The sequence below is a fragment of the Pseudoxanthomonas sp. 68-E7 genome (assembly GCF_057773145.1).
The window spans coordinates 142777-154209 of the sequence record NZ_JBYMTI010000009.1 but is presented as its reverse complement, the minus strand read 5'-3'; the positions used below and the strand labels follow the sequence as shown (position 1 = coordinate 154209).

The 11433-nt window shown below is 67.7% G+C and carries 11 protein-coding genes and 4 tRNA genes; 3 read left to right on the top strand and 12 right to left on the bottom strand.

The features are described from left to right. The 12 genes from tuf to AC3DE2_RS19585 all read right to left on the bottom strand — a co-directional run. On the bottom strand, nucleotides 1-1169 hold a 1169-nt coding region (gene tuf, locus AC3DE2_RS19640; protein ID WP_488427483.1), incomplete at its 3' end, for an elongation factor Tu. 44 nt (nucleotides 1170-1213) lie between these two features. Further along, a tRNA-Thr gene (locus tag AC3DE2_RS19635) sits at nucleotides 1214-1289 on the bottom strand. Nucleotides 1290-1342: 53 nt separating this feature from the next. Continuing rightward, nucleotides 1343-1416, bottom strand: a tRNA-Gly gene (locus tag AC3DE2_RS19630). Between the two features lie 37 nt (nucleotides 1417-1453). After that, a tRNA-Tyr gene (locus AC3DE2_RS19625) sits at nucleotides 1454-1539 on the bottom strand. 110 nt (nucleotides 1540-1649) lie between these two features. After that, a complete protein-coding gene (ychF, locus tag AC3DE2_RS19620) occupies nucleotides 1650-2741 on the bottom strand; it encodes a redox-regulated ATPase YchF (RefSeq protein WP_488427482.1) in 1092 nt (363 codons plus the stop codon). 74 nt (nucleotides 2742-2815) lie between these two features. Continuing rightward, nucleotides 2816-3397 carry an aminoacyl-tRNA hydrolase gene (pth, locus tag AC3DE2_RS19615; protein WP_454571065.1) on the bottom strand — a complete coding sequence of 194 codons (582 nt, stop codon included), beginning with the start codon at nucleotides 3395-3397 and terminating at the stop codon, nucleotides 2816-2818. 53 nt (nucleotides 3398-3450) lie between these two features. Next, on the bottom strand, nucleotides 3451-4080 hold the full coding sequence (locus tag AC3DE2_RS19610) for a 50S ribosomal protein L25/general stress protein Ctc (protein ID WP_488427480.1): 630 nt from the start codon (nucleotides 4078-4080) through the stop codon (nucleotides 3451-3453). A 150-nt stretch (nucleotides 4081-4230) separates the two neighbouring features. Next, complete coding sequence (locus AC3DE2_RS19605) at nucleotides 4231-5190, bottom strand: ribose-phosphate diphosphokinase (RefSeq protein ID WP_488427479.1); 960 nt, start codon at nucleotides 5188-5190, stop codon at nucleotides 4231-4233. A gap of 84 nt (nucleotides 5191-5274) precedes the next feature. Next, nucleotides 5275-5350: transfer RNA gene (locus AC3DE2_RS19600), tRNA-Gln, on the bottom strand. A gap of 5 nt (nucleotides 5351-5355) precedes the next feature. Further along, a complete protein-coding gene (gene ispE, locus AC3DE2_RS19595) occupies nucleotides 5356-6216 on the bottom strand; it encodes a 4-(cytidine 5'-diphospho)-2-C-methyl-D-erythritol kinase (RefSeq protein WP_488427490.1) in 861 nt (286 codons plus the stop codon). Between the two features lie 5 nt (nucleotides 6217-6221). Then, the gene (gene lolB, locus AC3DE2_RS19590; protein ID WP_488427478.1) at nucleotides 6222-6863 is read right to left on the bottom strand and encodes a lipoprotein insertase outer membrane protein LolB; all 642 of its coding nucleotides are present in this window, start codon (nucleotides 6861-6863) and stop codon (nucleotides 6222-6224) included. Further along, nucleotides 6860-8530, bottom strand: coding sequence for a tetratricopeptide repeat protein (locus AC3DE2_RS19585; RefSeq protein WP_488427477.1), 1671 nt, complete (start codon nucleotides 8528-8530; stop codon nucleotides 6860-6862). The genes lolB and AC3DE2_RS19585 overlap by 4 nt, the downstream gene beginning before the upstream one ends. A 67-nt stretch (nucleotides 8531-8597) precedes the next feature. Here AC3DE2_RS19585 and hemA point away from each other — a divergent pair, with 67 nt between their 5' ends. From hemA to AC3DE2_RS19570, 3 genes are read left to right on the top strand one after another with little or no spacing between them, the layout of a single operon-like run. After that, nucleotides 8598-9878: a glutamyl-tRNA reductase gene (hemA, locus tag AC3DE2_RS19580; protein ID WP_488427476.1), complete on the top strand. Its 1281-nt coding sequence runs from the start codon at nucleotides 8598-8600 to the stop codon at nucleotides 9876-9878. Continuing rightward, complete coding sequence (prfA, locus tag AC3DE2_RS19575; protein ID WP_488427475.1) at nucleotides 9856-10941, top strand: peptide chain release factor 1; 1086 nt, start codon at nucleotides 9856-9858, stop codon at nucleotides 10939-10941. Before hemA ends, prfA begins: the two co-directional genes overlap by 23 nt. Further along, nucleotides 10938-11390, top strand: a complete 453-nt coding sequence (locus AC3DE2_RS19570) for a GNAT family N-acetyltransferase (protein ID WP_488427474.1) — start codon at nucleotides 10938-10940, stop codon at nucleotides 11388-11390. Before prfA ends, AC3DE2_RS19570 begins: the two co-directional genes overlap by 4 nt. Nucleotides 11391-11433: the final 43 nt, after the last annotated feature.

Here is an 11433-nt window from a genome sequence, read left to right as displayed (position 1 = left end):
ACGCCGGCGCCGACGGTACGGCCGCCTTCGCGAATCGCGAAACGCAGGCCTTCGTCCATCGCCACCGGGTTGATGAGCTGCACGGTCATCTTGATGTTGTCGCCCGGCATCACCATCTCCGTGCCCTCCGGCAGCGTCACCGCACCGGTGATGTCCGTGGTACGGAAGTAGAACTGCGGACGGTAGCCCTTGAAGAACGGCGTGTGACGGCCACCCTCGTCCTTCGACAGCACGTACACCTCCGCCTCGAACTCGGTGTGCGGGGTGATGGAACCCGGCTTGGCCAGCACCTGGCCACGCTCCACGTCGTCACGCTTGGTGCCGCGCAACAGCAGGCCCGCGTTGTCGCCCGCCTGGCCCTGGTCCAGCAGCTTGCGGAACATTTCCACGCCCGTGACCGTGGTCTTCTGGGTCGGACGGATACCGACGATTTCGATTTCGTCGCCCACCTTGATGATGCCGCGCTCGATGCGACCGGTCACCACCGTGCCACGACCCGAAATGGAGAACACGTCTTCCACCGGCATCAGGAACGGCTTGTCCACGTCACGCTGCGGCTCCGGAATGAACGTGTCCAGCGCGTCCACCAACTTCAGGATGGCCGGCACGCCAATCTCCGACTGGTCACCTTCCAGCGCCAGACGCGCCGAACCGTGGATGATGGGGGTGTCGTCGCCCGGGAACTCGTACTTGGTCAGCAGCTCGCGGACTTCCATCTCCACCAGCTCCAGCAGCTCCGCGTCGTCCACCATGTCCGCCTTGTTCAGGAACACCACGATGTACGGCACGCCCACCTGGCGCGACAGCAGGATGTGCTCGCGCGTCTGCGGCATCGGGCCGTCTGCGGCCGAGCACACCAGAATCGCGCCATCCATCTGCGCCGCACCGGTAATCATGTTCTTCACGTAGTCCGCGTGTCCCGGGCAGTCCACGTGCGCGTAGTGACGGGTCGGGCTTTCGTATTCCACGTGCGCCGTCGAAATCGTGATGCCGCGCGCCTTCTCTTCCGGCGCCGCGTCAATCGCGTCGTACGCCTTGAACTCGCCGCCAAAGCGCTCGGCACCCACCTTCGTCAGCGCCGCCGTCAGCGTCGTCTTGCCGTGGTCAACGTGACCAATCGTGCCCACGTTCACGTGCGGCTTGGTGCGTTCGAATTTACCCTTTGCCATGGCTGCTTCTTCTCGAGTGGAACGGTGAAATGGAGTTGGAAAGGTGGTGCTCACGAATGGAATCGAACCATCGACCTCCTCCTTACCAAGGAGGTGCTCTACCGACTGAGCTACGTGAGCGTGAAACTGGTTTGTCGCTTCGGTTACCGCTGGTCCCGCGCCGGGCGTTCAAGTGGAGCGGGAGACGGGAATCGAACCCGCACCATCAGCTTGGAAGGCTGAGGTTCTACCGTTGAACTACTCCCGCGCCGGGAGACCACTACAACACAAAACAACTCAAATTTTGGTGGAGGGAGGTGGATTCGAACCACCGAAGGCGTAAGCCAGCAGATTTACAGTCTGCCCCCGTTGGCCGCTTGGGTATCCCTCCGAAGCCACCCGGAAGAGCCGGCCGGAGGGGCCAAATCAAACCGGGGTGAAACAGCCAGCGATTTTGGCCTGAAGCAGGCTGCCTGTCAACGCGGAACGCCAACTTTTTTATCAGACGTTGAAGCGGAAGTGCAGCACGTCGCCTTCCTGCACCCGGTATTCCTTGCCTTCCAGCCGCAGCCGGCCGGCGTCCCGCGCGCCCGCCTCGCCCTTGTACTTGATGAAATCGTCGAAGGCGATGGTCTCGGCGCGGATGAAGCCCTTTTCGAAATCGGTGTGGATGACCGCCGCGGCCTGGGGCGCGGTCGCACCCGCCTTGACCGTCCAGGCCCGGACTTCCTTGACCCCGGCGGTGAAGTAGGTCTGCAGGCCCAGCAGCTTGTAGGCCGCGCGGATCACCCGGTTTAGGCCGGGTTCGTCCAGGCCCAGATCGGCCAGGAAGGTGTCGCGGTCGGCGTCGTCCAGTTGGGCCAGTTCCTCCTCGATGGCCGCCGAGACCGGCACCACCTCGGCGCCCTCGTCGGCGGCACGGACGCGCACGGCGTCCAGGTGGGGATTGTTCTCGAAGCCGTCCTCCAGCACGTTGGCCACGTACATGACCGGCTTGAGGGTCAGCAGGAACAGGTCGCGGACCAGGGCCCGCTCCTCCTCGTCCAGACCCAGCGCGCGGCCGGGTTTGCCGTCGCTCAGGCCGGCATGCAGCTTCTGCAAGACGGGCTTGCGCGCGATCGCATCCTTTTCGCCGGCCTTGGCCGAGCGTTCGGCGCGATTGAGCGCCTTTTCGACGCTATCCAGGTCCGCCAGCGCCAGTTCGGTGTCGATGGTCTCGATGTCGGCGATGGGATCGACCTTGCCGGAGACGTGGACGATGTCGCCGTGCTCGAAGCAGCGCACCACATGGGTGATGGCGTCGACCTCGCGGATGTGGGCCAGGAACTTGTTGCCCAGGCCCTCGCCGCTGGCCGCGCCCGCCACCAGGCCGGCGATGTCGACGAACTCCACCGCGGTCGGCAGCACCTTCTGCGGCTTGACGATCTCGGCCAGCTGGTTCAGCCGGAGATCCGGCACCGGCACGACGCCGACGTTCGGCTCGATGGTGCAGAACGGGAAGTTGGCCGCGGCGATGCCCGCCTTGGTCAGCGCGTTGAACAGGGTCGACTTGCCCACGTTGGGCAGGCCGACGATGCCGCATTTGATGCCCATAAATATCCGGGATTGGGAATTCGGGATTCGGGATTCGGAAGCGCGCTGCTGTCCGAATCCCGAATCCCCAATGCCTAATCCCTGCTGGTATGCAGGCGCTTCATGGCTTCGTTGAAATCGCCGCGGACCGCCAGCGGCAGCACGTCGATCGCGTCGTCGATGGCGCGGCCGATCAGGATTTCGTCGTCCTTGCCGGGCTTGCCCAGCACCCAGCCGGTCACCTTGTCCTTGTGGCCGGGATGGCCGATGCCGATGCGCAGGCGATGGAACTTGCCGTGGCCCAGCAACTGGATGGTGTCGCGCAGGCCGTTCTGGCCGCCGTGGCCGCCGTCGAACTTCAGCCGGGCCACGCCGGGCGCCAGATCCAGTTCGTCGTGCGCCAGCAGCGCCTCTTCCGGGGCGATTTTCCAGTAGCGCAGGGCCGCGGTCACCGACTTGCCGCTCAGGTTCATGTAGGTGGCGGGCTTGAGCAGCCAGACCGGCTGGCCGCCGATCACGACCTTGGCGGTTTCACCGAACAGCTTGCTTTCCAGGCCGAACCGCTCGCCCTGCCCTTCGGCCAGGGTATCGACAAAACGGAACCCGGCGTTGTGCCGGGTTCTGGCGTGTTCGGCACCGGGATTGCCCAGTCCGACGATGAGACGAAGACCTGCCATCGCAGTGCCTCACGCCGGTGCGCCCGCTGACGCGGACGCACCGTGGCGCGATATTACTTCTCTTCCTTCTCGGCGCCTTCGGCCGGGGCCTCGGCTTCTTCCCTGCCGTGCTTGGCGATCACGACGGCGACGTCGTGTTCCTTGCCCAGCTTCAGTTCCGGGATTTCCACGCCGGCCGGCAGCTTGATTTCCGACAGGTGCACGACGGCGCCCACGGCCAGGTTCGACAGGTCGATCTCGATGAACTCCGGCAGGTCCTTCGGCAGGCACTCGACCACGACTTCGTTCAGTTCATGGGTCACCACCACGTCGGCCGACTTGCCGGCGGGCGAGGTGTCCTGGTTGACGAAGTGCAGCGGCACCGCGGTGCGCAGGGTCTCGTTCTCGTTCACGCGCTGGAAGTCCAGGTGCATGATCTGCTGCTTGTACGGATGGCGCTGCATGTCACGCAGCAGCACCTTCTGGATGTCGCCATTGAGGCTCAGGTCCAGGATCGAGGAGTAGAACCAGTCGTGCTGGCTGGCCAGCCAGACTTCGTTGTGGTTCAGCTGGATGCTGACCGGCTTCAGTTCGCCGCCGCCGTAGACGATGGCGGGCACGTTGCCGGCGTGACGCAGGCGGCGGCTCGCACCCTTACCCTCGTCTTCGCGGCGCTGCACCTGGATTTCGTGTGTCTTTGCCATGTTTGCTAACTACCTAGTTGATGAATCGCCTCGCGGCGATTTTGAAGACTCTCCCGCGACCAGGAGAGTCGTTGGAACGCCGGGATTCGGCATTCGGGATTGGAGATTCGCAGAAGCGAATCACGAATCCCCAATCACGAATCCCCGCCCTCAATCCACATACAGCGAGCTCACCGATTCGCCGAAGGCGATGCGGCGAACGGTTTCGGCCAGCAGTTCCGCCACGCTGAGCTGGCGGATGCGGGCACACGCCTTCGCTTCCGGCGAAAGCGGGATGGTATCGGTGACGACCAGTTCGTCCAGCACCGACTTGTTCAGGTTGTCCACCGCCGGGCCCGAGAGCACGGCGTGGGTGCAATACGCGGCCACCTTCTTGGCGCCGCGCGCCTTCAGCGCGGCGGCGGCGGCGCACAGGGTGCCGGCGGTGTCGACGATGTCGTCCACCAGCACGCAGTCCTTGCCGTCGACGTCGCCGATGATGTTCATCACGGTGGCGACGTTGGCGCGCGGACGGCGCTTGTCGATGATCGCCAGGTCGGCATCGTCCAGGCGCTTGGCGACGGCGCGCGCGCGCACCACGCCCCCCACGTCGGGCGAGACCACGATCAGGTTGTCGGTGCCGTAGGCGCGCCAGATGTCGGCCAGCAGCAGCGGCGAGGCGTACACGTTGTCGACCGGGATATCGAAGAAACCCTGGATCTGGTCGGCGTGCAGGTCCACCGTCAACACGCGATCGGTACCGACCGCGCTGAACATCTTGGCCGCGACCTTGGCGGTGATCGGCACGCGCGAGGAACGCAGGCGGCGATCCTGGCGCGAGTAGCCGAAGTAGGGCACCACCGCGGTGACGCTGGCGGCCGAGGCGCGCTTGAGCGCGTCGATCAGCACCAGCAGCTCCATCAGGTTCTCCGCGGCCGGGGCGCAGGTGGGCTGGACCACGAACACTTCCTGGCGGCGGACGTTCTCCTCGATTTCCACCTGCACTTCGCCATCGGAGAAGCGCGACACCAGCGCCTTGCCCGGACGCACGCCCAACTCGCGGCAGATGCTGTCGGCCAGCGGCTTGTTGGCGTTGCCGGAGAAGACAAGCAGGTTGCGGTCGTCTTGCATTTTTCTTCTCTCGGCGATGGCTTCTGGCGGCGGCGGAAGTCGCGGGGCGCAGCCCGGGACGGGCGCTGCTTGGAAACCGCGGATTGGCAGGGGCGGAAGGATTCGAACCTACGAATGCCGGGATCAAAACCCGGTGCCTTAACCACTTGGCGACGCCCCTAGGCGTTAGGTTTCCGCTTCAAGCACATCCTGCAACGGCGAGTGCGCCGCGCCCGGCACCAGCCAAGCCCGCAGGCCGGACAATTCCGCCAGCGCCGCTTCCGCCTGGGTCCGCTGCGCGAACTCGACGAAGCAACCGCTGCCGGAACCGGTCAGCCGCGGCGTGCCGATACGCGCCAAGGCCCGGAACGCGGCCTCGATGGCAGGTTCCCGGCGGCGCAGTACCGGCTCGAACGCATTGCCGAGCAGGTGTCCCGAAACGAAGTCCGATATTTTCGCGGGTGGCGCGTTTCGCGTCAAATCAGGGGCCTGGAAAAGTGCCGCGGTGGGCACGTGGACCCCGGGATCGGCCAGCACGTACCAGGCCGGCGGCAGGGCCACGGGGGTCAGCAACTCGCCCACGCCTTCGGCCCAGGCGTTCTGTCCACGTATGAAGACCGGCACGTCCGCGCCCAGGCGCAGGCCCAGCGCGGCCAGCCGGTCCACCGTCAATCCGGTGCCCCACAGGCGATTGAGGACCACCAGCACGGTCGCCGCATCGGATGAGCCGCCGCCGAACCCACCACCGGCCGGAATGCGTTTTTCGACGGAGATGTCCGCGCCTTGGGCGCTTTTGGTTTCGTCTTTGAGCAGGATGGCGGCCCGGACCAGCAGGTCGTCGGCTTCCTCCACGCCGGGCACGGAATCCCCCAGCCGGCGGATCCGCCCGTCCTGGCGCACCCGCAGATGCACGGTGTCCCCCCAGTCGAGCAGCCGGAACACCGACTGCAGCTGGTGGTAGCCATCCGGCCGACGACCGGTGATCTGCAGGAACAGGTTCAGCTTGGCCGGTGCGGGCCAGGCCGACCAGCCATCACCCGGCGGCACGAGCGTCACGGGTCGGCCCCGAGATCCCAGCGGTCCACGACCAGGCGGACCCGCGCCTGGCCGCGCTCGGCCTCGATGCGCCGGGGCATGGCCGGTTGTTCGCCGGCGGCCGGCATCCATTCGGTGTAGCGGATGTTCCAGCCGGCCTGGTGCAATGTCTGGAGCTGGCCTTCGGGCCCGAACTCCGGCGTGCCCCGGTCGCCGAGGCCGCGCGCCCAATCCGACAGTGTCTGCACCGGGATGTCCCAGCCGGTGGCCTCGCGCAACAGGCGATCGGCGTCGTCGCCCTGGCGGGTGCCGCCTTCCAGCCCTTCCAGACGGGCGCCGCCGTCATCCACGCTCAGGCGCCAGCTCTGCCGGGTCACTGGCGCGCTGAGCGAGGCGGTGTACTCCGCGCCCTGCTGGCGCCAGTCAAGCCGGCCGCTGCCGCCCTTGCCGGCCTGGCTGACCGCCACCCGCGCCTCGAATCCCCATTCCTTGCGGCCGCGCAACCATGCCTCGCGGGTGGACTGGCGCGCCTGGGCGGCGGCGACATCCTCGGGATCAACCAGGGCCGGGGGGGCCTGCCTGCGGCCGCCTCCGCTGGCGCACGCCGCCAGCAACAACACCCCGGCCGCCAGCAGCGGTCCACGCACCATCCACTTCATGCTCCGGTCTTCTCCAGCGCCCGCTGCAGCGAGCGGTTTTCAGGATCCAGCTTGCGCGCCTCGTCGAAATATTTGCGCGCCTCGTCTTTTTGTCCCATCACCCACAGCACTTCGCCGACATGCGCGGCGATCTCGGGATCCTTCTGCAGGGTGAACGCGCGCCGCAGCTGGACCAGCGCCTCCGGCAGCCGCCCCAGCCGGTACAGCACCCAGCCGTAGCTGTCGATGATGGCGGCGTTCTCGGGTTCGGCCACCCGCGCGCGGTCGATCAGCTCCAGAGCTTCCTGGTAGCGCTGGGTCCGGTCGGCCAGGGTGTAGCCCAGCGCGTTGAGGGTTGCGGTGTTCTCAGGATCGATCACCAGGATCTTGCGGAAATCGGCCTCGGCGCGGTCGATGCGATCGCGACGCTCCCAGGCCAACCCGCGCGCGTAGAGGATCTCGATATCGTCGGGATAGGCGGCCAGGCCACGCGCGAACACGTCCAGCTCGCCGGCATCCTCGCCATTCTTCTGGCGCAGCTCGGCCTCCAGCAGGTAGGCATTGCGACGCGCGTCGTCGTCGGCCGATGCGTCGCCCTGCAGGGTGCGCAGTTCCTGGAACGCCTGGTCCTTGCGTTCGAGTTCGTAGAGCGTATTGGCGGCACGCAGGCGCGCCTCGGCGCGGGCGTTGCCGCCGGGCACGCTGCGATACCAGTCCAGCGCTTCCTGCGGACGCTTGAGGAATTCGGCCATCTGGCCCAGCAGCAGACGGCGTCCGCCGTCGGGTTCGCCGGCCTCGCGGCGCAGTTCGTCGTACAGCGCGGTCAACGCGGTGGTGTTGTCGGCCTTGGCCAGCAGCGAAGCCCGCAGCGCGTAGCTCTGATCGTCCTGCGGTCCCTTTGCCAAGGTGTTCGCGGCAGCAGCGGAATCACCCAGGGCTTCGTACTCGGCGGCAACGGCCAGGCGCAGATCGGGGCGTTCCAGGATGTCGGCCCCCATGCCCGCCAGGACCTTGCGGGCGGCGGCCTCGTCGCCGGATCGCCGCAGCTGCGCGGCGTGCAGCAACACGACCCGCGGCTCCTGCGGGAACCGCTCGACCACGCGGCCGACGATGCGGCGGGACAGATCCGGCTGCTCCAGTTGCTGGGCCAGGCCGGCGAATGCCAGCCACGCCTGCAGTTCGGCCGGAATGGCGTTGCCGTCGACCAGTTCGCCCAGCAGGCGGGCCGGCAGTTCGGGATCCTTGCCGCCGCTGCCCAGCGCGGTGAGCGCGTAGCGCCAGCCCATGTCGTCGGGCGACTTCATCAGCGTGTCCAGTTCCCGGCGGGCGGCGCGGGCATCCCCGCGGCGCAACGCCAGGGTGGCTTCGGCGCCGCGCATGGCCTGCGACTTGGGCGCGCGCGCGCGCCACAGCTTCAGCGCCTCGGCGGCGCCGGCGTCATCGTTGGAAAGCAGGGCGATGCGGGTGGCCCGCTCGGCCAGGCCGGCGTCCTCGGTATCGCGCGCCGCCTCCAGGTACCAGCGCGAGGCCTCGGAAAGCTGTCCGGCCTGGAGTGCGAATTCGCCCGCCATCACCGTGGTCAGGGCGTCGTCCCGGGCCGGTTGTGGCGCCTTGCGCGAGGCCAGGGCGGGCCCGGACAGGGCCAACAGCAACGGGATGACCAGGCTGAGACGCAATATTGCGGGCATGAGACTCACGTGGGCCGTAAAATAGCGGCCACTTACCAGCCAGCAGCTTAGCGCAAGCACCTGAACGATGACGTTGTGGGTCCTCGGACTGAATCACCAGACCGCGCCGGTCGAACTGCGCGAACGCGTGGCCTTCGATGCCGGCGCGCTGCCGACTGCGCTGAGCGCGCTGCGCACCCTGCCGCAGGTCGAGGAAGCGGCCCTGTTGTCGACCTGCAACCGTACCGAGCTGTACGCGGTCGCGGATGACGGACAGGTGCTGGCCAATTGGCTGGCGACCCACGCCGACGGCCTGGAGGCCTACCTGTACCGGCATCGCGATGCCGACGCGGTCCGCCATCTGTTCCGGGTCGCCACCGGCCTGGACTCGATGGTGCTGGGCGAGCCGCAGATCCTCGGCCAGGTGAAGGACGCCTGGGCCAACGCGCGCGAACACGGCGCGCTGGGCAGCCGCCTGGATCGCCTGTTCCAGCAGACCTTCGCGGTCGCCAAGCGCGCCCGCACCGATACCCGCGTCGGCGCCAACCCGGTCTCGGTCGCCTCCACCGCCGTGCGCCTGGCGCAGGATTCCTTCACCCGCCTGAGCGATTCGACCGTGCTGCTGATCGGCGCCGGCGAAACCATCGAGCTGGCCGCCAAGCACCTCAGCGAAGGCCGCGTGCGCCGGTTGCTGATCGCCAACCGCACCCTGGCCCACGCGCAGGAACTGGCCAGCCGGCACGGCGGCTATGCCTTGCCGCTGGGCGAGTTGGAGCGCCACCTGGGCGAGGCAGACGTGGTGTTCTCGGCGACCGCCGCGCGCGAACCGATCCTGTTGCGCGCGCATGTCGAGCAGGCGCTCGCGCGCCGCCGGCACAAGCCGATGCTGCTGTTCGACCTGGCAGTCCCGCGCGACATCGCCGCCGACGTGGCCGACCTCAACGACGCCTACCTGTACACGGTCGACGACCTGGAGCGCGCGGTCGAGGACAACCGCCGCAGTCGCCGCGAGGCCGCCGACGCCGCCGAGGCGATCATCGAACTGCAGGTCGCCCGCTACGTGGAGACGCTGCAGGCCGGCAGCCGCCAGGAACCGCTCAAGCGCCTGCGCGCGCACGGCGAGCAGGCCCGCGACGACGTGCTGGCCAAGGCCCGCCAGCAGTTGGCCAACGGTCGCGAACCGGAAGCCGTGCTCGAATTCCTCGCCCATTCCTTGACCAACCGCTTGCTGCATCCGCCGACCGCCGCGCTGCGCGAGGCCGCGCTGACCGGCGATGCCGAACTGGCACGCGCGGCCGACCGCCTGTTCCCCGAAAAGGCGCCCTACTCCCATTCCAAGAAGCCCGATGACGCCGACGCTGCGCCGTAAACTCGAAGCGCTGGCCGAACGCCGCGAGGAACTGGAACGCCTGCTGGCCGATCCCGGCGTGGCCGGCGACAACGAGCGCTTCCGCAACTATTCCCGCGAGTTCGCGCAACTGGAGCCCGTCGCCACCGCACTGGCCGAAGAGGCGCGCGCCAGGCGCGACCTGGCCTCGGCCGAGGCGATGCGCGGGGATCCGGATCTGGCCGAACTGGCGGAGGAGGAAATCTCCACCGCCCGGGCCCGCCTGGCCGAACTGGAAGACGAACTGTCGCTGCTGCTGGTGCCGCGCGACGATCGCGACGACGGCAACCTGTTCCTGGAAGTCCGCGCCGGCACCGGTGGCGACGAGGCCGCGATCTTCGCCGGCGATCTGTTCCGCATGTACGCGCGCTACGCCGAGCGGCGGGGCTGGCGGGTCGAGATCGAATCCGACAATCCCGGCGAGCATGGCGGCTACAAGGAAATCGTGGCCAAGGTCAGCGGTCGCGGCGCCTTCGCCCGGCTGAAGTTCGAGTCCGGCACCCACCGCGTCCAGCGCGTCCCGGAAACCGAATCGCAGGGTCGCATCCACACTTCGGCGGCGACCGTGGCGATCATCCCTGACGTGGACGAGGTCGAGGACATCGCGATCAATCCGGCGGATCTGAAGGTCGACACCTTCCGTTCCTCCGGCGCCGGCGGCCAGCACGTCAACAAGACCGAGTCCGCGATCCGCATCACCCACGTGCCGACCGGGGTGGTGGTCGAATGCCAGACCGAGCGCAGCCAGCACGCCAACCGCGACAAGGCGATGAAGCGACTGAAGGCGCAGTTGCTCGACGCCGAGCGCAGCAGGCAGCAGGCGGCGCAGGCCGCATCGCGGCGCCTGCAGGTGGGCAGCGGCGATCGCAGCCAGCGCATCCGCACCTACAATTTCCCGCAGGGCCGGATCACCGACCATCGCGTCGAGGGCCTGACCCTGTACGACCTGCCCAACATCATGGAAGGCGATCTGGATCCCCTGGTGGATCGCCTGACCCGCGAATACCAGGCTGACGAACTGGCCCGACTGACGGAGGCGGCATGAGCATCACGGTACGACGCGCGACCCTGGCCGATGCGGAAGCGATCGCGCCGCTGTTCGATCTCTACCGCCAGTTCTACGAACAGGCACCGGACGCCGCGTTGGCCTCCGCCTTCATCCACGGCCGGCTGGCAAACGACGAGTCGGTGATCTTCATCGCCGAGGACGATGGGCACCTGCTGGGCTTCACCCAGTTGTTCCCGTCGTTCTCCTCGGTGCGCGCGGTGCGCATCTGGGTGCTCAACGATCTCTATGTCGTCCGCGAAGCGCGTCGCCAGGGCGTGGCCCGCTCGTTGCTGGACGCCGCCGCCGCATTCGGGCGGAACTCGGGCGCCGCGCGCCTGGAACTGGAAACCGATCACGACAACCGTTCCGCGCAGGCGCTGTACCGGCACCTGGGCTGGGAACCCTACGACGGCACCCTGCGGTTCCGGCTTTCGCTGGCCCCCTGAACACGCCGCAGCTACCGCTGCCGCCCCGCCGGTGAACGGGCGG

Bases quoted from the DNA above. Each gene is read 5' to 3' on its own strand.
- lolB (WP_488427478.1), bottom strand. From the start codon at position 6,863: ATGAAGTGGATGGTGCGTGGACCGCTGCTGGCGGCCGGGGTGTTGTTG.
- AC3DE2_RS19570 (WP_488427474.1), top strand. From the start codon at position 10,938: ATGAGCATCACGGTACGACGCGCGACCCTGGCCGATGCGGAAGCGATC.
- AC3DE2_RS19610 (WP_488427480.1), bottom strand. From the start codon at position 4,080: ATGGCAAAGACACACGAAATCCAGGTGCAGCGCCGCGAAGACGAGGGT.
- hemA (WP_488427476.1), top strand. From the start codon at position 8,598: ATGACGTTGTGGGTCCTCGGACTGAATCACCAGACCGCGCCGGTCGAA.
- pth (WP_454571065.1), bottom strand. From the start codon at position 3,397: ATGGCAGGTCTTCGTCTCATCGTCGGACTGGGCAATCCCGGTGCCGAA.
- AC3DE2_RS19585 (WP_488427477.1), bottom strand. From the start codon at position 8,530: ATGCCCGCAATATTGCGTCTCAGCCTGGTCATCCCGTTGCTGTTGGCC.
- ychF (WP_488427482.1), bottom strand. From the start codon at position 2,741: ATGGGCATCAAATGCGGCATCGTCGGCCTGCCCAACGTGGGCAAGTCG.
- prfA (WP_488427475.1), top strand. From the start codon at position 9,856: ATGACGCCGACGCTGCGCCGTAAACTCGAAGCGCTGGCCGAACGCCGC.
- AC3DE2_RS19605 (WP_488427479.1), bottom strand. From the start codon at position 5,190: ATGCAAGACGACCGCAACCTGCTTGTCTTCTCCGGCAACGCCAACAAG.